24 protein-coding genes are annotated in these 20,718 nt (G+C 67.8%); 8 read left to right on the top strand and 16 right to left on the bottom strand.

What is annotated here, in order from left to right; all coding sequences use genetic code 11:
* Positions 1–19: 19 nt before the first annotated feature.
* Genes ACTWP6_RS03780 through ACTWP6_RS03790 form a run of 3 tightly spaced genes read left to right on the top strand, consistent with a single transcriptional unit; the run spans position 20 to position 1,596 of the window.
* A complete protein-coding gene (locus tag ACTWP6_RS03780) occupies positions 20–745 on the top strand; it encodes a hypothetical protein (protein WP_443186867.1) in 726 nt (241 codons plus the stop codon).
* Positions 742–1,326 carry a cytochrome c oxidase subunit 3 gene (locus tag ACTWP6_RS03785; RefSeq protein ID WP_443186868.1) on the top strand — a complete coding sequence of 195 codons (585 nt, stop codon included), beginning with the start codon at positions 742–744 and terminating at the stop codon, positions 1,324–1,326. The genes ACTWP6_RS03780 and ACTWP6_RS03785 overlap by 4 nt, the downstream gene beginning before the upstream one ends.
* Positions 1,327–1,596, top strand: coding sequence for a cytochrome C oxidase subunit IV family protein (locus ACTWP6_RS03790; RefSeq protein ID WP_260755197.1), 270 nt, complete (start codon positions 1,327–1,329; stop codon positions 1,594–1,596).
* On the opposite strand, the gene ACTWP6_RS03795 is transcribed toward ACTWP6_RS03790, so the two are convergent.
* The gene (locus ACTWP6_RS03795; RefSeq protein ID WP_443186869.1) at positions 1,597–2,421 is read right to left on the bottom strand and encodes an LLM class F420-dependent oxidoreductase; all 825 of its coding nucleotides are present in this window, start codon (positions 2,419–2,421) and stop codon (positions 1,597–1,599) included.
* Positions 2,422–2,552: 131 nt separating this feature from the next.
* On the opposite strand from ACTWP6_RS03795, the gene ACTWP6_RS03800 reads away from it, so the two are divergent.
* Positions 2,553–3,653 (top strand): glutamate--cysteine ligase 2, encoded by a 1,101-nt coding sequence (locus tag ACTWP6_RS03800; RefSeq protein WP_443186870.1) that lies wholly within the window; start codon positions 2,553–2,555, stop codon positions 3,651–3,653.
* On the opposite strand, the gene ACTWP6_RS03805 is transcribed toward ACTWP6_RS03800, so the two are convergent.
* The 11 genes from ACTWP6_RS03805 to ACTWP6_RS03855 all read right to left on the bottom strand — a co-directional run bounded on the left by ACTWP6_RS03805 (position 3,646) and on the right by ACTWP6_RS03855 (position 12,859).
* Positions 3,646–4,362 carry an anti-sigma factor gene (locus ACTWP6_RS03805; protein ID WP_260755195.1) on the bottom strand — a complete coding sequence of 239 codons (717 nt, stop codon included), beginning with the start codon at positions 4,360–4,362 and terminating at the stop codon, positions 3,646–3,648. The two genes, ACTWP6_RS03800 and ACTWP6_RS03805, sit on opposite strands and share 8 nt — an antisense overlap.
* Complete coding sequence (locus ACTWP6_RS03810; protein WP_260755194.1) at positions 4,359–4,946, bottom strand: sigma-70 family RNA polymerase sigma factor; 588 nt, start codon at positions 4,944–4,946, stop codon at positions 4,359–4,361. Before ACTWP6_RS03810 ends, ACTWP6_RS03805 begins: the two co-directional genes overlap by 4 nt.
* Positions 4,943–5,776, bottom strand: coding sequence for a DUF1365 domain-containing protein (locus tag ACTWP6_RS03815; protein WP_443186871.1), 834 nt, complete (start codon positions 5,774–5,776; stop codon positions 4,943–4,945). The genes ACTWP6_RS03810 and ACTWP6_RS03815 overlap by 4 nt, the downstream gene beginning before the upstream one ends.
* A 78-nt stretch (positions 5,777–5,854) precedes the next feature.
* Positions 5,855–6,958 carry a poly-gamma-glutamate hydrolase family protein gene (locus ACTWP6_RS03820; protein ID WP_443186872.1) on the bottom strand — a complete coding sequence of 368 codons (1,104 nt, stop codon included), beginning with the start codon at positions 6,956–6,958 and terminating at the stop codon, positions 5,855–5,857.
* On the bottom strand, positions 6,959–8,200 hold the full coding sequence (locus ACTWP6_RS03825; RefSeq protein WP_443186873.1) for an Nramp family divalent metal transporter: 1,242 nt from the start codon (positions 8,198–8,200) through the stop codon (positions 6,959–6,961). It lies immediately after the preceding gene.
* A 78-nt stretch (positions 8,201–8,278) separates the two neighbouring features.
* Entirely contained in the window at positions 8,279–8,515 is a 237-nt protein-coding gene (locus ACTWP6_RS03830) for a hypothetical protein (RefSeq protein WP_443186874.1), read from the bottom strand.
* Positions 8,516–8,519: 4 nt separating this feature from the next.
* Entirely contained in the window at positions 8,520–8,768 is a 249-nt protein-coding gene (locus ACTWP6_RS03835) for a hypothetical protein (RefSeq protein ID WP_260755189.1), read from the bottom strand.
* A 2-nt stretch (positions 8,769–8,770) separates the two neighbouring features.
* Positions 8,771–9,868: an NAD(P)H-dependent amine dehydrogenase family protein gene (locus tag ACTWP6_RS03840; protein WP_443186875.1), complete on the bottom strand. Its 1,098-nt coding sequence runs from the start codon at positions 9,866–9,868 to the stop codon at positions 8,771–8,773.
* Between the two features lie 10 nt (positions 9,869–9,878).
* Entirely contained in the window at positions 9,879–10,670 is a 792-nt protein-coding gene (locus ACTWP6_RS03845) for an SDR family oxidoreductase (protein ID WP_443186876.1), read from the bottom strand.
* Positions 10,671–10,964: 294 nt separating this feature from the next.
* Positions 10,965–11,930, bottom strand: coding sequence for a non-homologous end joining protein Ku (gene ku, locus ACTWP6_RS03850; protein ID WP_443186877.1), 966 nt, complete (start codon positions 11,928–11,930; stop codon positions 10,965–10,967).
* On the bottom strand, positions 11,930–12,859 hold the full coding sequence (locus ACTWP6_RS03855; protein ID WP_443186878.1) for a carbohydrate kinase family protein: 930 nt from the start codon (positions 12,857–12,859) through the stop codon (positions 11,930–11,932). Before ACTWP6_RS03855 ends, ku begins: the two co-directional genes overlap by 1 nt.
* Positions 12,860–12,900: 41 nt before the next feature.
* Here ACTWP6_RS03855 and ACTWP6_RS03860 point away from each other — a divergent pair, with 41 nt between their 5' ends.
* The 3 genes from ACTWP6_RS03860 to ACTWP6_RS03870 all read left to right on the top strand — a co-directional run bounded on the left by ACTWP6_RS03860 (position 12,901) and on the right by ACTWP6_RS03870 (position 17,877).
* Positions 12,901–15,198 (top strand): ATP-dependent DNA ligase, encoded by a 2,298-nt coding sequence (locus ACTWP6_RS03860; RefSeq protein ID WP_443186879.1) that lies wholly within the window; start codon positions 12,901–12,903, stop codon positions 15,196–15,198.
* Positions 15,199–15,420: 222 nt separating this feature from the next.
* On the top strand, positions 15,421–16,938 hold the full coding sequence (locus tag ACTWP6_RS03865; RefSeq protein ID WP_443186880.1) for a DUF222 domain-containing protein: 1,518 nt from the start codon (positions 15,421–15,423) through the stop codon (positions 16,936–16,938).
* Between the two features lie 276 nt (positions 16,939–17,214).
* The gene (locus ACTWP6_RS03870; RefSeq protein WP_260755183.1) at positions 17,215–17,877 is read left to right on the top strand and encodes a TetR/AcrR family transcriptional regulator; all 663 of its coding nucleotides are present in this window, start codon (positions 17,215–17,217) and stop codon (positions 17,875–17,877) included.
* A gap of 33 nt (positions 17,878–17,910) precedes the next feature.
* Here ACTWP6_RS03870 and rnhA read toward each other — a convergent pair whose 3' ends face one another.
* Both rnhA and ACTWP6_RS03880 read right to left on the bottom strand, forming a co-directional pair.
* On the bottom strand, positions 17,911–18,384 hold the full coding sequence (rnhA, locus tag ACTWP6_RS03875) for a ribonuclease HI (protein ID WP_260755182.1): 474 nt from the start codon (positions 18,382–18,384) through the stop codon (positions 17,911–17,913).
* Positions 18,381–19,037: a VOC family protein gene (locus ACTWP6_RS03880; RefSeq protein WP_260755181.1), complete on the bottom strand. Its 657-nt coding sequence runs from the start codon at positions 19,035–19,037 to the stop codon at positions 18,381–18,383. Before ACTWP6_RS03880 ends, rnhA begins: the two co-directional genes overlap by 4 nt.
* A gap of 159 nt (positions 19,038–19,196) precedes the next feature.
* Here ACTWP6_RS03880 and ACTWP6_RS03885 point away from each other — a divergent pair, with 159 nt between their 5' ends.
* Positions 19,197–19,358, top strand: a complete 162-nt coding sequence (locus ACTWP6_RS03885) for a hypothetical protein (protein ID WP_260755180.1) — start codon at positions 19,197–19,199, stop codon at positions 19,356–19,358.
* Here ACTWP6_RS03885 and ACTWP6_RS03890 read toward each other — a convergent pair.
* Complete coding sequence (locus ACTWP6_RS03890; RefSeq protein ID WP_260755179.1) at positions 19,355–19,624, bottom strand: hypothetical protein; 270 nt, start codon at positions 19,622–19,624, stop codon at positions 19,355–19,357. The two genes, ACTWP6_RS03885 and ACTWP6_RS03890, sit on opposite strands and share 4 nt — an antisense overlap.
* 341 nt (positions 19,625–19,965) lie before the next feature.
* Positions 19,966–20,688 (bottom strand): class I SAM-dependent methyltransferase, encoded by a 723-nt coding sequence (locus tag ACTWP6_RS03895; protein ID WP_260755178.1) that lies wholly within the window; start codon positions 20,686–20,688, stop codon positions 19,966–19,968.
* Positions 20,689–20,718 lie beyond the last annotated feature (30 nt).

A 20,718-nucleotide genomic window follows, 5' to 3' on the forward strand; every position in this document is an offset into this window, starting at 1 on the left:
GGCCGGTAGCGTTTCCACCGTGGAGCTGACTCTGCAACGTCTCGGCGCCTGGTCGGGCAGCATCATGATCCTGCTCTACGGCGCCAGTTTCTCCGGTGTGGCCCAACTGTTCCCGCCGCTGTCCCCGGCCGCATCGGCCGACGAGATCGCCGCGTTCTTCGTCGAGCACAAACTCTGGATCCGGTTCGGCGTCTCCGGTGCGCTGCTCAGCGCCGTGCTCGGGCTGCCGTTCCTGGCGACGATCGTCCTGCGGATCCGCCGGGTCGAAGGACGCTGGGGAATGCTGTCCATGACCCAGCTGATGGCCGCCACGGTGTTCGTCCCGGCGCTGCTGTTCCCGCAGTTTTTCCTCGGCGTGGCCGCCTACCGCCCCGAGGAGCGCTCCGCGGAACTCACCCAGGCCCTCAACGACGTGTTCTGGCTGTGGTTCATCGGCATCGTCGGCACCATCATCATCCAGAACCTCACCCTGGCCGTCGCGACGTTCATCGACAAGACCGACCCGCCGACGTTCCCCCGCTGGTACGGCTACCTCAACCTGTGGGTGGCGACGCTGTCGCTGCCCGGTTGCGTGGTGGTGGTCTTCAACGACGGGCCGCTGGCCTGGAACGGTGTATTCGCCTTCTACATCCCCGGTTTGGTGCTCGTGGTGTGGCTGTTCGCCACCACCGCGGTGATGCTGAAGTCCATCAGAGCCCAGCAGCGCAGCGAGGCGACGGCGACGGCGCAGGCCCAACCCGCGTGACCGACACGGCCGCCCCGCCCCGTCCCGCCCGCAGAATCCCCGGCGAGAGCGGCACCTGGGTCTTCCTGTTCGGCGACATGCTGGTCTTCGGAGCGTTCTTCGTGACCTTCCTGGTGGAGCGCGCCAAAGCGCCGGAAGTGTTCGACACCGCCCGCGCCGCGCTGCATCTGGGCGTCGGCGTCACCAACACGCTCGTGCTGCTCACCAGTTCGCTGTGCGTGGTGCTGGCGCTCAACGCTCTGCGCGCCGGCGCCGGGGTGATCGCCACCCGCGCTGTCGCTGCGGCCATGCTGTGCGGTCTGGTCTTCATCGGTCTGAAGGTGTTCGAGTACGTCGCACTCGCGGCGGCCGGGCACGGCCCAGGCGCCAACGACTTTTACCTGTACTACGTCATCCTCACCGGGCTGCACCTGTTCCACGTATGCCTCGGGCTCGGCGCGCTGTCGTTCGTGCTCAGTCAGACCCGGCGCGCCGAACTGGGGCCCACCCGCACCGCGCTGGTCGAGGGCGGCGCCTGCTTCTGGCACCTGGTCGACCTGCTGTGGATCTTCTTGTTCGCGCTGCTGTACCTGGTGAGCTGAATGACCGCGTTGAGTCTGCTGACGAATCGGGCCGGGGCGACCTGGCTGTTCCTCGTCGCCGCGACCGTCGTGTCCTGGGCGGTCGGTGCCGAGCACGGCACCGGATCGGTGGTGGCCGTGGTCGTCCTGGCCATCGCCGCGATCAAGGTGCGCCTCGTCGGGCTCGACTTCATGGAGTTGCGGCACGCACCGATCCCGCTGCGCGCGGCGTTCGAGCTGTATTGCGTGGGCATGTGGGCGCTGCTGTCGGCCCTCTACCTGTGGCTCTAGCTATCGCAGCAGCTCCATCACCTCGCCGAACGCGTCGGCGTGCCGCATCTGCACGATCAGATAGCTGATGCCGTAGTCGTCGCGGTACCCACGGATTCGCTCGGCGATATCCTCGGCGGACCCCGACAGCACGCCGGGATGGCGCAGCAACTGCTCGTCGGTGAGCCCCGGCAGCGAGATCCGGGGGATAGTCAGATCCGGCACGCCGGAACCGTCGACCGGCATCGCCGTGATCGCCAGGTTGAGTTCCAGTTCGGCGAACCGCGCCCCGGCCGCCTCCCGCACGAACGCGATCCGCTCAGCCAGCGGATCCTCGTCAGCCGAGGCCGCACGGTCACCGCCGGTGAGGCCGATGATGTGCGCTGAACGGGCCGCGATCCGCAGCACTCGGTCGCCGTTGCCGGCGATCATGATCGGGACATCGGGCAGCTGCGCGGCCATGTACTCCGTCGTCGACCGCAGGTGGTCGACGCGTTGTCCGGCGCTGGGGAAGGGGATGCCGGCGGCGTCGAACTCCTCCTTGACGTAGCCGGTGCCCAGACCGAGCTCGAACCGTCCGTCGCTGATGTCGCGCAGTGCCGCGACGTCGCGCGCCAGCAGCGCGGGACGGTAGAACGCCGCGTTGATGACGAAGGTGCCGACCCGCAGCGTCGAGGTCGCCGTCGCGACCGCGGTCAGCACCGGGAACGGCGCCGGACCGCCGAGGTGATCAGGCACATGCAGGACGTCGAAACCGAGGCTTTCGGCGCGTCGCGCGTTCTCGACGATCTGGGCCCGGGAACCGGTCCGCGTCAGCCCGATCCCGAACCGGAAGTTCTTTGCCACATCGTGATGGTAGGTCCAGGTTTGAATCGGAATCGGCAGGGGCATATACGCAATCGACTTTCATCGCCCCGATCCGGCCCGTCGTCGAATTATCCGACGGGCCGGATCAAATTTTCGTGTGAGGCCCAGACATGGCAGACGTTCCAACTCTCGGGGTCGAAGAGGAGTTCCTCCTCGTCGACCCGGGTTCGGGCCAACCCACCGCGCTCAACCGCGAGGTCGCCGAACGCGCCGCCGAGCAGGATGTGGAACTGCAGCTGGAGCTCACCAGCTGCCAGGTCGAGACCGCCACCGGCGTCGCCGAGGACGTCGGGGAGCTGCGCGAGCAACTGACCCGGCTGCGACGGGTCTCGGCCGAAGCGGCCGAGCGGGCCGGTGCCCGGCTGCTGGCGGTCGGGCTGCCGCCGACCCTGCCGCACGATTTCCCGGTCACCGACACGCCGCGGTACCGCGACATCGGCGAGTGCTACGGCATGATCGCCCACGAGCAGGGCATCTGCGGATGCCACGTGCACGTCGCGGTGCCCGACCGAGATGCCGCTGTCGCCGTCAGCAACCGGCTGCGGCCGTGGTTGCCCCTGCTGCTCGCACTGACCGCGAACTCGGCGATCTACCGCAACGCCGACACCGGCCACGCGAGCTGGCGCAGCGTACTGTGGGCCCGCTGGCCCAGCGCGGGTCCGCCGCCGCATTTCGGCTCCGCCGACGAGTACGACGCCGCGGTACAGATGCTGTCGCACACCGGGGTGATTCGCGACGACGGAATGGTCTACTGGGACGTGCGGCCGTCGGCGAACTTCCCGACCGTGGAGGTGCGGGTGGCCGACGTGCCCGCGACGGTGACCGAGACCGTGCTGTTCGCCGCGCTGGTGCGCGGCTGCGTGATGACCGCCCTGGACGACGAACGACACGGTGAGCCCGTGCTGCCGCTGGCGCCGTACGCGCTCAAGGCCGCGTACTGGAAGGCGGCGCGGGAGGGCGTGGACGGCGACGGCGTCGACCTGGAGAACCATGCGCCCGCACCGATGTCAGCACTGCTGGCCGGTCTCGTCGACCGCATCGCGCCGGCGCTGGAGGCCACCGGCGACCTCCCGCTGGTGCGCGCGGGCCTCGAGCGTGTCACGACTGTCGGCAACGGCGCGCTGCGACAGCAGCGCGCGTGGCGCAGAAGGTATGACGTCGCTGACGTGCTGGCCGAAGTGACCGCCGCAACGCTGGAGGAGACTAGGTGAGCGGCAGTTCGGCGAACACCGGGCTGCTCGGCTGCGAGGAACCACCCGGCGGTTCGACGGTGAACGCCAGCGCCCGCGACGACCCGAGATCGGGCAGCACGGCCGTGGTCGACGGCGCGACCGCCGCAGAGTCCATGGTCCCAGCTGAGTGCGGACCGGCGGCGTCGACCAGCCACATCTGGTACACGGTGCCCGGTTGCGGGGGCGGAACGTTGTTCATCACCAGCACCCCGGAATTGCGTTCACGCGAGAACACCACGGTCGCGGTGCCGCCGCCGGGGATCTCGCCGGAGATCGTGCGCACGTCGGGTGCGGCGAAGACCTGCTCGGCGGTCGTCGGTGCCGAGGCCGGCCGCAGCGCGTACCCGACGCCGACGGCGCCGAGGCCGATCACCACGGCGGCCGCCGCGGTCAGCACCGCGGCCGCGCGCCTGCGGGAGCGTGGCTGGGTGGGCAGAGACCGGACCGGGTCGTCGGCGATCTGGCGCAGCACCGCATCACGCAGGTGCGCGGGAGGTTCGACGGCGGTGGCGCTGGCAAGCACGGCCATGGTCTCCTGCACCGACCGCACCTCGGCCAGAAACGCCGCAGCGACATCAGGTTCCGCGGTGGCCAGCCGGTGGTCCACATCGGCCCGCTCGGCGCCGCTCAGCGCGTGCAGCGCGTAGGGCGTCGCGAGCGTCAGAAGCTCGTTCTGTGCGCTGGTCATGCCACCCCCAAACATCTGCGCAGGCCGCGGATACCGTCGCGCATCCGCGATTTGATTGTGGCCAGGTTCGCCGCCAACCGCTCGGAGACCTGGACGTAAGTCAGACCGTCGTAATAAGCCAACTGGATGCACTCCCGCTGGGTGTCGGTCAACGAACCCAGGCAGTCGGCCACCCGGCGGCGCTCGTCGTCGAGGAGCACCTCGTCGGCGACGTGATCGGTCGGCGGTTCCACCGAGGCGGCGCCGTAGCGGGACTCCCGGGTGCTGGCCGCCTGCTCGGCGCGCACCCGGTCCACCGCGCGGCGATGGGCCAGGGTCAGCAGCCAGGTCAGCGGCGACCCGGCCTCCGGGTTGTAGTTCGCCGCGTTGCGCCATACCTGCAGATAGATGTCCTGCGTCGTTTCCTCGCTGTAACCGGGGTCGCGCAGCACCCGGATGACCAGTCCGTAGACGCGGGACCGGGTCTGGTTGTAGAACGCGGCGAACGCGTCGGCATCGCGGCGGGCCACCTGGCGCAGAAGAGCGTCGAGTTCGGCGGTCACGAGCGGTAGCCTAGCGGCAGCTACCAGGACCGATGACGTCATGGCGATCGTGTCTCCAGCGGACCCCTGGTCAAGATCGTTCCGGAAGTTCCTTTGCCGACCGTCGCCCGGCCGTCACGGACTGTCGCCCGATCCTCGTCGGACCCCTCGGGAATTACCGGCACCCTGCGCAGCCACAACAGTGCGGCCTGGGTGCGCATGCTCATCCGGTTCATCAGCGGTGACAGCGGGGCGACGACCTGCAGCGCGAGGATCTGACCGACACCGGCCGGCCGGCGGGTACCCCGCATCGTCGCCACGATGGCCGGCTGCTGGTCGCGGTGCAGCGAGATCGTCACGTCGAGTCTTTCGTCGGGTTGCGGGGCCCGCACCAGATAGTGCCCGTCCACTCCGTTGAACGGTGACGTCCGGAACTTCTTGTCCACCATCACCGGTCGGTCGTCGCAGGGCGGAAGCAGGTATGCGTACCGGCCGCCGGCCGCGTTGTGGACCTCGGCGATGACACAGCGCAGCACTCCGCGGGCGTCGTGGCACCAGAACAGGGTCAGCGGATTGAACTCCTGCCCGAGCACCCGCGGTTGCATCAGCGCGGTGACCGTTCCGCAGCCCAGGTCGATGCCCTTCTCCGCCAGGAACGCGTCGACCCTGCCCCGCAGGGTGTCCTGCGGCGCTTCCCACAGGTGGTCGCGGGCCTCGAAGCGGGCGAACGGCCGCAGCCATCCCGGCAGGCGGGGCAGCGCGTCCAGATCGACGAACCAGCTGTAGCTGCGGTGTTCGAAGTAATGGTGCACAGGTGCGCGCCGCAGGTGGGTGATGCGCGTGCGGTACACGGCCGCATTCCCGCGGTCGCCGCCTCGACAGTCGGATTTCACATCAGCTATTCGGAGCGGGGTCGGGCGTGGATGGGTCGGTTGCCGACGGGGGAGTCGCGTCGGGTCAGCACCCTGGCGTCAGCATCGCGGATCCGGCGATGTCCGCACGACGCACCGACCCGACATCTGCCACGAGCGTGCGGCGGCCGCCAGTCCCCGCACCAGTGCCGAGGTCGCAGCGAACAGCCCGTCGTCGCTGGGCAGCCCGCTGCGGGGGCTCAGCCCGCGAACCCGCGGTGGGAGTTCAAGCTGGGTGCCGCCCCCGCGGACCCGGTTGACCGGATTGTCCGGGTGCAGGCCCCGCAGCTCTCTCGGGATCGCCTCCAGGTCGGTGACCACCCGGTAGCCGGGGATGCCGATATGGCGGGCGACGTGGTCGGTCAGGCCGCGATTGCGCCCACCGGCCAGGATCTGGGTGCTGCGCCCCAGCCGGCCGTAGCCGTGCAGGGACACCGCCACCTCGATGTGGTCGAGGAACTCCGCGAGCCGATCCGACTGCGCCGGGTCATAACGCGCCGAGGCCAGGTGGTGGGGGTAGCGGTCGGGATGACGCACCGTATACAGCGACGCGCCCGCTGCGTCCGCGGCGCGTTCGGCGATCACATCGGTCATCTGCTCCAGGCCGCCGCCGTGGATGGCCAGGAACCCGAACCGGGACTTCAGCACCGAGTCCTCGACGACGGCCGGATCGGTGAGCAACTCGGAGAGCGTTTGCGGCCCGGCATCATCGGCGGACGCGCGGCGATGCGGCCAGCGACTCGGATCCCACCTCTCCAGGAACTGGATCCAGTTGTGGGGCAGCCCGTGATGGCGGGCACCGGCGAGGATGCGCTCGAGATAGCCGGGACGCGGCGGCCCGGCTTCGACGCGATGGTCGATGTACACCCACGCGCTCGACGGTCCCCGCTCGGTCATGACGGTGAGTTCGTCGCGCCGGTACCGCACCGGAACTCCTTCGGCACTGTCCAGCGTGGCCAGGTCGCGATCGGAGACCCGCCACACCACGCCGTGCACCACGCTGCCGGCCAGCGGTTCCACCGTCGCGACCCCGCGCTGGTTGATCAGCCAGTCGTGATCGGCCAGCGTCGCCGGGCGCGGGTCGGTGGCATCGGGGCATCGGCGCGCCATCTGCTGCACGCACAGATTCGACCCGTACGCGAAGTAGATGTGCCGACCGCCCATTCAGCCGGTCAGCGTGAGATAGATCAGCACCACGTTCAACAGGGTAATCAGGCCGGCGACGATCCAGCCGAGCGTCGTGGTGAGCCGATGGTTGACGTCATCACCCATCAGTCGGGCGTCGGCGGTGAGCCGGACCAGCGGGATCAGTGCGAATGGGATCCCGAACGACAGCACCACCTGCGAGAGCACCAGGGCGCGGCTCGGATCCACCCCGGCGGCCAACACCGCCAGCGCGGGCAGCAGCGTGATCAGCCGGCGCGTGATCAGTGGCACCGACCGGCGGATCAGGCCCTGCATGATCATCGCGCCGGCGTATGCCCCGACCGACGACGACGCCAGCCCGGACGCCAGCAGGCCGATCGCGAACAGCAAGGCGACGGTGGGGCCGAGTGCGGTCTGCACCGCGGCGTGTGCGCCCTCGATCGAGTCGGTGTTCTCGACGCCCTGCAGATTGGTCGCCGCCACGAGAAGCATGGACAGATTGACCGCGCCGGCGACGAGCATCGCGATGCCGACATCCCAGCGGGTGACCCGCAGCAGCATCCGGCGGGTAGGTCCGGGTTCGGGATGGCCATGGCGGTCGCGGGCCAGCCCCGAATGAAGGTAGACGGCGTGCGGCATGACCGTCGCGCCGAGCATCGCCGCGGCGAGCAGGACGCTCTCGGGGCCGTCGAACCGCGGCAGCAGGCCCGCGACCGTGTCGTCGACCGGCGGCGGTGACGCGAAAAGACTTGTCAGGAAACCGATTGCGATGACCAGCAGCAGGCCGGTGATCACCCGCTCGAACATGCGTTGTCCGCGCTGGTCTTTGACGAGCAGCAACACCAGCGAGACCGCACCGGTGATCACGCCGCCGACGAGCAGTGGCAGGTCGAACAACAGGTAGAGCGCGATCGCTCCGCCCACTACCTCGGCCAGATCCGTTGCCATGGCCACTAATTCGGCCTGGAGCCAGTAGGCCAGCCGGGTGGGCCGGCCCATCCGGCCACCGACCGCTTCGGGAAGCGACATACCGCTCACCAGCCCGAGCTTGGCGGACAGGTACTGCACCAGACAGGCCATCAGGTTGGCGGCCACGATGACCCACAGCAGCAGGAATCCGAACTGCGCGCCGGCACTGACGTTCGCGGCCACGTTGCCGGGGTCGACGTAAGCGATCGCGGCGACGAATGCGGGCCCGAGCAGCACCCAGCGTGAGCGCGTCGGTGCTTCGGCCTGGCGCGTCACGGCACCCCTTTCCATCCGGCGATGCGAATAGAAAAGTTAGGTTAGCCGAAACCTATGGGTCGGGCCAGTCCCGCGATGGTGCCGGAAGAGCGGTCACCAGGGGCCGAGGCCGTATGCGCCGACCAACGGCCACACCCCGATACCGGTCCAGCCGCCGTAGTTCCACGGCGGTGGGGTGGTGGTGATCTGGGTGCTTCCGTTGGTCTCGCAGAACGTCACCGTCTTGCCGAGGTCCGTACAGTCCGGGGCGGCCGACGCGGTGGGGGCAAGGATCGCCGCCACCCCGAGAGCCACGAAAAGCCCTGTCGCAGAGCGAGACACGACGGTCACGGAATCAGAAGATGAACGGGCCGTAGCCTTCCCACGGAAACATGCCACCGCCGTACCACGGCATGGCGTATTGCCCGGGGGTCGAGCTGATCTGGGCGTTGCCCGGCGACTGGCAAACCTCGGTCCGCCCCCCGGCGCCCGCCGACGTCGTGGCGCAATTCGGCTGGGCAGACGCCGCAGGAGCTGCGGCGATGGCCACGGAAGCACCGCCGGCGACAAGGAGAGCAGCAACAGTGCTCAGGCGAGCCTTCATTTTCAGCATCCTTCCAGGGAGGGTTGCCGCTTAGCGTACAGACCTTCGCCGGTTATGGGAGGTAACTCCCGCGCGGTCACGATTCCGGGGGCAGCGTCGATGACGGCGGGGATCGCATTGACGACTCGAGCCGCGGTCGCCACCAGCCCGGCATGGTTGTGGTCGCCGTGGGGACTGCTCAGGCACAGGTCGAGCGTGTAGGACGGTTCGCCGGTGATCTCGATCCGGTAGGAGCCGCCGTGCTGAGCGGGCTGCGGCCACTCCGGGCACAGGTCATCACGCAGCCGGGTGACGTGCTCGAGGACCACGGCGACGTCTCCGTCCTTCATCCCGCGCACCTCGAAGCGGATCGCCGCGGTGGTGCCCTTCTCGATGCGGCCGGCGGCGATGTCGAAGGCCTCCGGTGCGGGGACACGCACATGGGTCTCGGTGACCTCGTCGAGTTCGATGCCCAATCCGGCGGCCAGCTGCCGCACCACCGAGCCCCACGCCAGGCTCAGCACTCCCGGCTGCAGCAGCATCGGGGTGTCGTCCAGGCTGCCGCCGAAGCCCATGACGTCGAACATCACCGGCGCGCTGTCGTACGTGTCGTAGTTGATGATCTCCATACAGCGGATCTGCTGGACGCTCTGGCAGGTTCCCGCCAGTGCCATCGGCAGCAGGTCGTTGGCGAAGCCCGGGTCGATGCCGTTCACGAAAATGCTGGCGTTGCCCGCTTTGGCGGCGTCCTCGATGGGGGAGATCAGCTCGTCGGGGAGCACCTGCCACGGATGCTGGAGGAAGACGGCGCTGCTGCCGACGACGTTGACGCCCGCGGCGAGGATCCGGCGGTAATCTTCCAGCGCCTCGGGCAGCCGGTTGTCGGCCAGTGCGGTGTAGACCGCGCACTCCGGTTGCGTGGCCAGCACCGCGTCGAGGTCGGTGGTGGCCAGCACGCCCGTCGAATCCTGCAGTCCGGCAAGCTCTGCGGCATCCTTACCGGTTTTGGCCTCCGAGGACACCCACACCGCGGTCAACTCGAAGCGGGCGTCGGTGATCAGCTGCGCCAGCGCGTGCTTGCCGACGTTTCCGGTGCCGATGGCGGCGACTTTGATGGCCATGGCTGGCTCCTCACAGATCGGGGATGGGCAGGTCGAGATTCGGGAAGGTGATGCCGCCGTCGACTTCGAGGGTCTTACCGGTCAGGTAGCTGCCGGCCGGCGAGGCCAGATACACCGCGGCGGCGGCGATGTCGACGGGATCGCCGAGACGCTTGAGCGGGGTGGCCTTCTCCATCGGGTCGCGCAGCGCGTCGTTCTCGGCCACGATCTCCAGCGCCGAGGTCAGGATCGAACCGGGGGCGATCGCGTTGACCCGGATCCGCGGGGCCAGATCAAGCGCCGACAACCGGGTGTAGTGCGCCAGCGCGGCTTTCGCGGTGCCGTAGGCGGCGAACCCGCGGCCGGCCAGGCGCCCCATCGTCGAGGTGATGTTGATGATGCTGCCGCCGCCGGCGTGCTCGAGCATCAGCGGCACCGCGGCGACGGTCAGCGCGTGCGCGGTCGCGACGTTGAACGCGAACGCGTCGCGCATATCCTTGGCCGAGGTGCTCAGAAGCGCGTTCGGCATGGTGCCGCCAACGTTGTTGACGACGATGTCTAGTCGCCCGAACGCGTCGACGGCCTGTGCCGCGAGGGCCGCGGTGTCCTCGGAGTGCGCGAGGTCGGCGACCACGACGTGCGCGCGCCGGCCGGTCGCCTCGACCTGCTGGGCCACCTCGTCGAGCTGGGACCGGGTGCGGGCGGCAATCAGCACGTCAGCACCAGCTTCAGCGAATGCCAGCGCCATCGCCGCGCCCAGCCCGCGGCCGGCGCCGGTCACCACGGCCACCTGATCGTCGAGTCGGAACCGGTCCAAGATCATGCGCGTCGTCCAATGGTCACGGGGCGTCACGCTAGCAAGGAGTGCGCAGCGAAGTGACCGGTTTCTGGAACACGTTCTATTTGACTGTGGGGGCGGCTTCGCGTTTCGGGGGCGCGTCGCGGGTCGGCGTCGCCACGGGCGACACCAGTCACAGGAATCCGTCTATTTCAGGAGAAGTGCGAGTGGGCCGCTGCTAAACGTCGATAGGTGGGGCCCGTCGTGCCTGTGATGTCAGCGGCCGGAACTGACGTCAGCTTCGATGGGCGCCTGCCGGTTGGCGGCGCCGGTCCAGTGCTACTTCTTGGCCGGTGCCTTCTTGGCCGCTGTCTTCTTGGCGGGTGCTTTCTTGGCAGCCGATTTCTTGGCCGGCGCCTTCCTGGCCGACCCGCCGTCGGAGTCATCGGTGTCGTCCGACTCCTCTTCATCGGAGCCGGACCCTGATCGACCCGACCTGCTCTTCGAGCCTTGCTCCTTGCGGGCCTTCACGCTAGCTTCCAGCTTGGCCAGCAGATCGGAGACATCCTCGGTCTCGTCGAGCTCCTGCGGCTGCTCTTCGGTGGTAAATGCTTCTCCGCCTTCGAGTTTCGCCTGGATCAGCTCGTGCAAATGCTCCTGATAGTCGTCGTGGTAGCGGTCCGGATTGAAGTCGTCGGTCATGGAATCCACGACCTGACTGGCCATCTTCAGCTCGGCGGGCTTGACGTCGACCTTCTTGTCGAGCACCGGGAAGTCCGGATCGCGGATCTCGTCAGGCCACAGCAGGGTGTGAATCATCATCACGTCGCGCTTGCTGAAATCCTTGACCCGCAGGGCGGCCAGTCGGGTCTTGTTACGCAGCGCGAAGTTCACGATCGCAACCCGGTCGGTCTCCTTCAGCGTCTGGGCGAGCAGCACGTAGGACTTCGCCGACTTTCCGTCGGGCTCCAGGAAATACGACCGGTCGTACATCAGCGGGTCGAGATCGCCGGCGGGCACGAACTCCAGCACCTCGATCTCGCGGCTACGTTCTTCGGGGAGCGTCGAGATGTCGTCGTCGGTGATGATGACGGTCTGTCCGTCGTCGGATTCGTAGGCCTTGGCGATGTCGCGGTACTCGACGACCTCACCGCACACCTCACACACCCGCTTGTAGCGGATGCGTCCGTTGTCCTTCTCGTGCACCTGATGGAACTTGATGTCGTGGTCCTCGGTGGCGCTGTACACCTTGACCGGGACATTGACCAGCCCGAACGCGATGGAGCCCTTCCAGATGGACCGCATCAGCCCAGTATGTCCGATGCGGCGGCGTCGCGGCTGACACGATCGGGTAGCTCGGCGCCGGGCCGCGCCACGGTCAGGGCCGCCGTCAGCGTCGCCATGCGCACCGCGCCCGTCAATGACTCCGTCCCGATGGCGGCGAGGCGGTCGCGGCGCTGCGCGCCGAGCAGATCCATCGACCACAGCGCGTCGATGAGGCCCGTCATGAACGCATCACCCGCGCCCACGGTGTCCACCACATCGACATGTCCGGCAGGTACCCGCACCGTTCCGTCCGCACACATCGCCAGCGCACCGTCCGCGCCGTAGGTCACCACGACGATCGACGGTCCCAGGGCCAGCCAGGCCGCCGCGGTCTGATCGGGGGTGCGCGTCGGATCCATCCAGTGCAGGTCCTCGCTGCTGGCCTTGACGACGTCGGCGCGTTCGAGCATCCGGTCGATGCGCGCACGAGCGGCGTCGGCATCGGCGATCAGCGCGGAGCGGATGTTCGGGTCGAAGGTGACTGTCGCCGACAAGTGATACGTGTCGACGAGGGCCTTGGTGGCCAGGCATCCCGGTTCCAGCACCGTGGCGATGGAGCCGGTGTGCAACACCAACGGCGGCGCTACTTCGGGAGTGCCGCTCAGCTGCCACTCGATGTCGAACGAATAGGTCGCCGACCCGGACGGATCGAGCCGGGCGCGTGCCGTGGCGGTCTTGGCGGCACTGGTGCTTCCGGAAACAAGTTGTGCGCCTGAGCTTTTCACGTAGTCCGCGATCCGCTGCCCGCGGGCGTCGGTGCCGATGTGGGTGAGGAAATCGACGTCGCGGCCCAGCCGGGCGAGGCCGACCGCCACATTCAGTGGGCTTCCGCCCACATATTCGCCCAGTGGCTCTCCATCGCGTTCGACGATGTCGACGAGTGCCTCACCGATCACCAGTGCCCTCATCGTGTCGACGCTACCGCTTCCGGAATGGGTAATACCGTGATGTGGTGGACCGCTATGACCGGGTGAGGCTGACCAACCCGGACAAGGTGCTGTACCCGGCGACCGGGGGACGGCGCAGGGACGTCACGAAAGCAGAGGTGTTCGACTACTACGTCAACGTAGCGGCGGCGATGCTGCCCCACATCGCCGGGCGTCCCGTCACCCGCAAGCGCTGGCCCAACGGCGTCGACCAGGAGTCCTTCTTCGAAAAGCAGCTCGCCTCGTCCGCGCCGGACTGGCTGAGACGCGGCACCATCGTGCACAAGTCGGGCACCACGACCTATCCGGTGATCGACACCGTGGAGGGGCTGGCCTGGATCGCCCAGCAGGCCGCGCTGGAAGTGCACGTGCCGCAGTGGCGGTTCACGGGCGGCGACGGGGAAGCCGGTGAGGTCGGGCCTGCGACGCGCATCGTGTTCGATCTCGACCCGGGTGAGGGGGTGACGTTCCGGCAGTTGTGCGAGGTCGCCCACGAGGTCCGGGGTCTGATCGGCGACATCGGGTTGCGGACGTTCCCGCTGACCAGCGGCAGCAAGGGGCTGCACCTCTACGTGCCGCTCGACGACCCGATCAGCTCACGCGGAGCCTCTGTGCTGGCCAAGCGGGTGGCCCAGCAGCTCGAACAGGCGATGCCCAAGCAGGTCACAGCCACGATGACCAAAAGCATGCGGGCCGGCAAGGTATTTCTGGACTGGAGTCAGAACAACGGCAACAAGACCACCATCGCGCCGTATTCCCTTCGCGGACGCGAACATCCGACCGTGGCGGCGCCGCGCACCTGGGACGAGATCGAGGATCCGGACCTGCGTCACCTGATGTTCGACGAGGTGCTCGATCGGCTCGACCGCGACGGCGACCTGCTCGCCGATCTGGATCCGCCGCTGCCGGTGCCCGACCGGCTCACCCGGTATCGAAGCATGCGCGACACCGCCAAGACTCCGGAACCGATTCCCGGTGAGGCTCCGAAGACCGGCAACAACGACACGTTCGTCATCCAGGAACACCACGCCCGCCGGCTGCATTACGACTTCCGGCTGGAACGCGACGGTGTGCTGGTCAGCTGGGCGGTGCCCAAGAACCTGCCCGACACCCCTTCGGTGAACCACCTCGCCGTACACACCGAGGACCACCCGATGGAGTACCTGACCTTCGCGGGTGAGATCCCCAAAGGCGAGTACGGCGGAGGCCAGGTCTACCTCTGGGATACCGGCACCTACGAGACCGAGAAGTTTCGGGACAATCCGCCCGACGGTCCTGCCAAGGGCGGCGAGGTCATCGTGACCCTGCACGGCAGCAAGATCGAGGGCCGGTATGCGTTGATCCAGACCGACGGCAAGAACTGGCTGGCGCACCGGATGAAGGAGCAGAACAATCCCACAGTGGCAGACCTTGCGCCCATGCTGGCCACCGAGGGCTCGATACAGCGACTGACCAAGGCGCAGTGGGCGTTCGAGGGAAAGTGGGATGGCTACCGGCTGTTGGTCGAAATCGATCACGGGAAGTTGGCGCTGCGCTCGCGGCGGGGTCGCGACGTCACCGGCGAGTATCCGCAGCTGAGGGCGCTGGCCGCCGACCTCGCCGAGCACCACGTGATCCTCGACGGCGAGGCGGTGGCACTCGACGAGTCCGGTGTTCCCAACTTCGGCCACATGCAGAACAGGGCGCGGTCGACGCGAGTGGAGTTCTGGGCGTTCGACATCCTCTATCTCGACGGCCGTTCGCTGCTGCGGGCCAAATACTCCGACCGCCGTCGCCTGTTGGAGGCTCTTGCCGATGCTTGCGGCGTCATCGTGCCCCCGGTGATCGACGCCGACACCGGGCCCGAGGCGCTCGAGGCGGCACGCAAGAAGCGGTGGGAGGGGGTCATCGCGAAGAAGCGCGACGCCACTTACCAGCCGGGTCGTCGCTCATCGTCGTGGATCAAGGACAAACTCTGGAACACCCAGGAGGTGGTGATCGGGGGCTGGCGGGAAGGCAACGGGGGCCGCACCAGCGGCATCGGTGCGCTCGTGCTCGGCATCCCCGGCGACGGCGGCCTGCAGTTCGTCGGCCGTGTGGGCACCGGGTTCACCGACAAGGAGCTGGCGTCGCTGAAGGAGACGCTGATGCCCCTACGTACCGACGAATCACCTTTCGCCACAGAGCTTCCCAAGCAGGACGCCAAGGGGGTGACGTTCGTGCGGCCGGAACTGGTGGGGGAGGTGCGCTACAGCGAACGTACGTCCGACAACCGGCTCCGGCAGGCCAGCTGGCGCGGGCTGCGTGACGACAAGACGCCCGACGAGGTCAGATGGGAATGAGTTGGGAATGAGTGCAGTCAAGTGCGGAGGAAACGCGTAAGCGACGTGGACAGGCTCGAATGCGTTGTCCAATGTCTTGCACTCTGTCGGTGGTGACGGCATCAGCGCAGAGGTCGGATGGCGCGGATCGGGTTTGGAGTGTGTGCGTCAGAGTGCTCAGAACTGTCGCCGATGTCTTGGTGGATGGCATCTGAAGGCCGACCTCGGTTTGTCGGTGGTCGAATGTATGTTCGAAGTATGTCGGGGAGCGAGGTGCGGGCCGCGGTGAGCGGGTTGCGCCGCGCCTTCGATGAGGTGGCGGCCTGTGAGGTTGATTTGTTGACCCGACCGGATTTGGTGGCGGCCCTGGATGAGCTGGAAACCCTGTGGTGTCAGCTGCCCGCGGTGCGTCATCGGCTGCTGGCCCGGTTGCAGGCTGAGGCGACCCCGCGCCAGATGGGCGCGAAATCCTGGAAAGAGGTGCTTTCGGTGCGTTGGCGGCTCTCGACCGGCGAGGCGCATCGGCGGTTGAGCGAAGCGGCGGTGTTGGCGCCGCGCCAGTCGTTGACCGGCCCGGCCCTGCCGCCGGTGCTGCCGGCCACGGCGATCGCCCAAGCGCACGGGCTGATCAACGCCGAACACGTCGACGTGATCCGCCGATCGCTCAACAAGGTGCCGGGCTGGGTCGACACCGCCACCCGGGAGCGCATCGAGGTTGATCTGGTGCGTACTGCGGTGGGTAACGGCCCCAAGGAACTCAAGGACTGCGCGGAGCGGACGTTGTTTCTGCTCGATCAGGACGGCCCCGAACCCGATGAAACCGAACGCGCCCGCAAACGCGCGGTGTCGAGGTCGCCCCAGCGTGGGGATGCCATGGTGGATCTGCGCGCCACGCTGACTCCGGAGGCGTGGGCGGTGTGGGAGCCGATTTTCGCCCGGTTGGCCGCACCGGGGATGTGTAATCCCGACGATCCCGAGCCGTGTACGTCGGGGACGCCGTCGCAGGCCCAGATCGACAACGATCAGCGCAGCCTGGCCCAGCGTCAGCATGATGCGCTGGTCGCGGCCGGGCGGATCGCCCTGATGAGCGGCCAGCTGGGGCAGCTCAACGGGTTGCCGGTGTCGGTGATCATCCGTACCACGGTGCAGGATTTGGAGTCTCGGGCCGGGGTCGGTGTCACCGGCGGGGGCACGGTGGTGCCGATCGCCGAAGTGATCCGCATGGCCGGGCACGCCAACCACTATTTGGCGGTGTTCGACCGGGCCAGCGGCTCAGCACTGGAGTTGTTCCGCGCCAAACGGATCGCCTCCCCGGCCCAGCGGATCATGCTGATCGCCCGTGACGGCGGGTGTACCAAGCCGTGCTGCACCGTGGGCGCCTACGGGTCTCAGGTCCATCACGTGGTCGCTGATTGGGTCGATGGCGGGAACACCAATGTCGATGAAATGGGCCTGGCGTGTGGGCCGGATAACCGCAGCGTCGGCGCCGAGGGTGGCGGTTGGTCGACCCGGATGAACGACCGTTGTGAGGTGGAATGGATCCCACCCCCGACACTGGACACCGGTCAGGCCCGGCTGAACTACTACCACCAACCCGAACGGCTCCTCCGCCCACCAGAGGACCCGGAACCCGACAATCCCGAGCCGGCCGAGCCCGCGGCGGGCAGCCAAGTCCGCGTCGCCGAACCGGACACCCCACGAACCGCCGACGATCCCGGCGAACCCGGCGGACCCGCACCACCCGGCGACCGCGCGGCCTGACGGTCGCGGGGACGCTGACCCGTGCAACAGGTTACCGCGCGACCGGACCGTCGCGAGGTTCGCAGAGGTGGCGTTCCACCGTGCGGGACTGTTGAACAGTGTTCGGCGATCTCAGAGTTGGTGTCCGTCGCCGGCCGGTCGAGCGATGAAGCTTGGCTACATTTTCATGTCACCGCCGCAATCAACTGACGGATCGCCATATGTGACGGCATGGCCAGTTTGTAAGTGTCTCTGACGAAATCCTCAGAACTGACACCTCCTGTTAGAGTGGCTGATGTGAGTGATCTGCATGACGGCCCCGGCAATCGACTGGAGCGGCGGAAACAGCGGACGCGGGCTGCGCTGATCCGCGCGGCGCAGGCGCTTATCGCCGCTGGGACGCTCAATGTGCCGATATTGGAGATCACCCGGGTCGCCGACGTCGGGATGGGTTCGTTCTACAACCACTTCGCCAGCAAGGAAGAGCTTTTCGAAGCAGCGGTCGCCGACGTACTGGACAAGCACGGTGCGCTTCTCGACCGGCTGACTGCCTCGACAGAGGATCCTGCGGAGACGTTCGCGTGCAGCTTCCGGCTGACCGGCCGATTGTTCCGCCGCCGGCCACAGGAAAGCCGGATACTCCTCGGCGGGGGACTGCACCTGATGTCCTCGGATCGCGGTCTCGCTCCGCGCGCACGACGCGACATCACAGCGGCCGCAGCGGCGGGACGCTTCCGCGTCGACGATCCTCAGCTCGCGTTGGCGGTTGCTGCAGGTGCGTTGTTCGGTCTCGGGAAGCTGCTGCAGGACGAGCCGGAACGTGACGATGCGGAGGCCGCCGACAGGGTCACCGAAGACTTGTTGCGCATGTTCGGGATGACCGCCGATGAGGCCCGCGACGTCTGTCGCCGGCCGCTACCCGACATCGATGACGTGACTCGTCCGGACTCGGCGGCCTGACTGCGCTGCACCGCGACGCTGAACTCCGACACCTCAGATAGGACTGGCGGCCGCCGCGAGCGCCTGCTGCAGCCCGCGGGTGGCCAGCACGTCGGCGAGCTCGTTGTCGACGACACCGGAATGTCCCTTGACCCAGAACCATTCGACACGGTGCTGCGCGCACGCGATCTGAAGCCGCTGCCACAGATCGACGTTCTTCACCGGCTGCTTGGCTGCGGTCATCCACCCGTTGCGCTCCCAACCGTGCACCCACTTGGTGATGCCGTTGCGGACATACGTGCTGTCGGTGTGCAGGTGCACCGTCACAGGCCGGGTGAGTGCCTCCAGCGCCATGATCGGCGCCATCAATTCCATCCGGTTGTTGCTCGTCGTAGTGGCCTCGCCGCCGAACATCTCACGGACGCGATCGCGGTGACGCAGCACCGCACCCCAGCCGCCCGGTCCCGGGTTGGGTCGGCAGCCCCCGTCGGTGTGGATGATGACGGGGTCCTCGATGGACGCGCTCATGGGGTCCGAGGATAAGGGGCCGAGATCATCGCCGTCCGGACCGACATCCCGAACTCGAGATTCCGAAGCGTGGTAATCCGCCGGCCCGGCTGCACCGCGTCCTTCACGGGGCCGGTGCGGCCGTCGAAGAACGCGGCGGTCTGCTCGATGTCGGTGACGGCGTAGGTGATACCCCACAGCGTGGAGGGCCCGTTACCGGTCGTGTCGGGTGAACCGACAACTTCCAGGATCACCTCCCCGAGTCGGAAGAAGACCTGGCGGACCGGCCGACCGCCCAGTTCGGCGTCGCGCGTGCGGCGCGGGCGCGTGCCGCACGCGATCAGCGCGGTGACGGTGCGGTCCAGATCGGGCGACATCAGCACGACGTGATCGATGCCGATGACGCCGTTGGCGTGGGGGGCGGGCGGGAACGCAGCGGTGTCGGAGCTGACGGTCGGGACCTCGTCCGAACTGGTCGTCGGAATGCCGTCGACGTCCCCGCCCCCTGAAGGCAGGCCGCGTAGCGTCCAGCCGACGATGCCGCTCCCGTGGCCCCGGCCGACCAGACTGAGGCGGACCGCGCCCACTCGGCAGATCCCGTCGGCATCGACGCGGAAACCGGCCTGCGCCCATGCGTCGGGTGGATCGGCGACGCGGAACTCGTCGACGGTCACGGTGGCGGCGGCGCGGGAAGAATCGATGGGGCTCAGCCTACGACGCGCGCGTCACCAACGAAGAGCTCACACTTCACGTGTCCCGGACGCAGCCGGGTCTCGTTACCCGCCGAGCGGACCACGACGGCCACATGGCGGGACAAACCGTCCTGGTATCAGGTGTCCACCCAGGACCGCACCATCAACCCTGACCTGGAGCGCTTCCTGGCTCACCGGATGAGCGCGCACACAACCGAACTCGACATGTCCCACGTGTCGCTGATCACCCAGCCACTAGAGGCGGCGGCGGTGATCCTGGCGGCCGCCGGCGTCGCCGGCTAGTCGTCCTCGTCGTCGGACTTGTCCTCAGATTTGTCCGATTTGTCGTCGTCATCCTCGTCGGACTCGGACTTCTCGGATTTATCGTCGTCCTCGTCATCGCCGGACCGGCCAACCAATTCGAGGACCGCCCAATGACTGGGAGACAGCAGGACCGACCACTGGCCCTTCTTGCGGCCGAGTTTCAGTACGCCGTCGTCGATCTCCCACACAGTGTCGTCATCGTGCTGGGATTCTTGGCCATCGGAGTAAGTGAGTTTGAACGCCATGGTGACGAATGCCCGAAAGAGCTGGCCGTTAATCGCCGTGACGTGTGCCTGAAGGGGGCGACATGATTGTGCCAGCCGGAACGGCACCCGGGGAGGGCGGGAGCCGACTGATCCCGTCGGCAGCCGGGGCTGCGAAGAATCCGGCCTGGTAATACAACCTCGCCGCGCACCCCGACCGGGTGCGGATCAAGCTGGAGGGGCGCAGGTACAAGGTCGTCGCCGAGCAACTTCACGGAAGCGAGCGCGAACAGGCATGGCAGGGGATCGCGAGATCCACGAAGCGCTCGCGACCTTCCAGTCCAAGACCGACCGGGAACTCCCCGTGATCGGTTGTCCGCGCGTTAGTCCGTCGCTGCGTGCGGCGCGCGGCCGAGGAAGGTGTGCACGATGCCGCGCTGCCAGCCGGACACGGTCATGCTCTGCACGTCGATGAAACCGTTGCGCCGCAGCCGGTCACGGAACTGTTCGGCACCGTCGAACTCGTTGACACTGCGCCGCAGGTACCGGTAGAGGCCGGCGTCGCCGGAGCGCACCCGGCCCGCCGGGATGATGATCGCGGTGGCGACCAGGTTCCAGACGGCGGAGGCCAGCCGGGAGTCGCGCACCGAGTACTCGTGTACGGCCAGCACCGCCCCGGGTTTCAGGAGTTTCAGCAGCGATCCCAGCACGTCGTCCTTGTCGTCGACGTTGCGGATCAGATAGGCGGCGAGGATGCCGTCGAACGGGCCGTTCACCCCGGCGTCCTGGAGGGTCTCGGCGCGGCTGCGCACGAACGTCACCGAGGGCGGCCACGACTTGGCCCGCGCCTGCGCCAGCATCCCGCCCGATCCGTCGACCGCGACGATCTCGGCGTACGGTGCGACACTGAGCAGCGCCGCGGTGGACAGCCCGGTGCCGCAACCGATGTCGAGCAGGCGCAAACCGCGGCCCTGGTCGGGCAACTGCATTCGCTGTGCCGACAGGCGGAGGTGTTCGTGGTAGCCGGGGTTGGCGCCGACCAGCCCGTCGTAGGCCTGCGCCCCGGCGTCGAAGGCATCGGGGACGTCGTAGTGTTCGGGGGTCATACGATCTCCAGACACGTCATCAGCGCGAAT

Origin of the sequence: Mycobacterium sp. 4D054 (genome assembly GCF_052245755.1) — a bacterium.
In the GTDB taxonomy this organism is placed as follows: domain Bacteria; phylum Actinomycetota; class Actinomycetes; order Mycobacteriales; family Mycobacteriaceae; genus Mycobacterium.

Excerpts from the sequence above, each read along its gene's own strand:
- ACTWP6_RS03790 (WP_260755197.1), top strand. The coding sequence starts at position 1,327 with ATGACCGCGTTGAGTCTGCTGACGAATCGGGCCGGGGCGACCTGGCTG.
- ACTWP6_RS03800 (WP_443186870.1), top strand. The coding sequence starts at position 2,553 with ATGGCAGACGTTCCAACTCTCGGGGTCGAAGAGGAGTTCCTCCTCGTC.
- ACTWP6_RS03805 (WP_260755195.1), bottom strand. The coding sequence starts at position 4,362 with ATGACCAGCGCACAGAACGAGCTTCTGACGCTCGCGACGCCCTACGCG.
- ACTWP6_RS03810 (WP_260755194.1), bottom strand. The coding sequence starts at position 4,946 with ATGACGTCATCGGTCCTGGTAGCTGCCGCTAGGCTACCGCTCGTGACC.
- ACTWP6_RS03820 (WP_443186872.1), bottom strand. The coding sequence starts at position 6,958 with ATGGGCGGTCGGCACATCTACTTCGCGTACGGGTCGAATCTGTGCGTG.
- ACTWP6_RS03825 (WP_443186873.1), bottom strand. The coding sequence starts at position 8,200 with ATGGAAAGGGGTGCCGTGACGCGCCAGGCCGAAGCACCGACGCGCTCA.
- ACTWP6_RS03835 (WP_260755189.1), bottom strand. The coding sequence starts at position 8,768 with ATGAAGGCTCGCCTGAGCACTGTTGCTGCTCTCCTTGTCGCCGGCGGT.
- ACTWP6_RS03840 (WP_443186875.1), bottom strand. The coding sequence starts at position 9,868 with ATGGCCATCAAAGTCGCCGCCATCGGCACCGGAAACGTCGGCAAGCAC.
- ACTWP6_RS03845 (WP_443186876.1), bottom strand. The coding sequence starts at position 10,670 with ATGATCTTGGACCGGTTCCGACTCGACGATCAGGTGGCCGTGGTGACC.
- ku (WP_443186877.1), bottom strand. The coding sequence starts at position 11,930 with ATGCGGTCCATCTGGAAGGGCTCCATCGCGTTCGGGCTGGTCAATGTC.
- ACTWP6_RS03855 (WP_443186878.1), bottom strand. The coding sequence starts at position 12,859 with ATGAGGGCACTGGTGATCGGTGAGGCACTCGTCGACATCGTCGAACGC.
- ACTWP6_RS03865 (WP_443186880.1), top strand. The coding sequence starts at position 15,421 with ATGTATGTTCGAAGTATGTCGGGGAGCGAGGTGCGGGCCGCGGTGAGC.
- rnhA (WP_260755182.1), bottom strand. The coding sequence starts at position 18,384 with ATGAGCGCGTCCATCGAGGACCCCGTCATCATCCACACCGACGGGGGC.
- ACTWP6_RS03890 (WP_260755179.1), bottom strand. The coding sequence starts at position 19,624 with ATGGCGTTCAAACTCACTTACTCCGATGGCCAAGAATCCCAGCACGAT.
- ACTWP6_RS03895 (WP_260755178.1), bottom strand. The coding sequence starts at position 20,688 with ATGACCCCCGAACACTACGACGTCCCCGATGCCTTCGACGCCGGGGCG.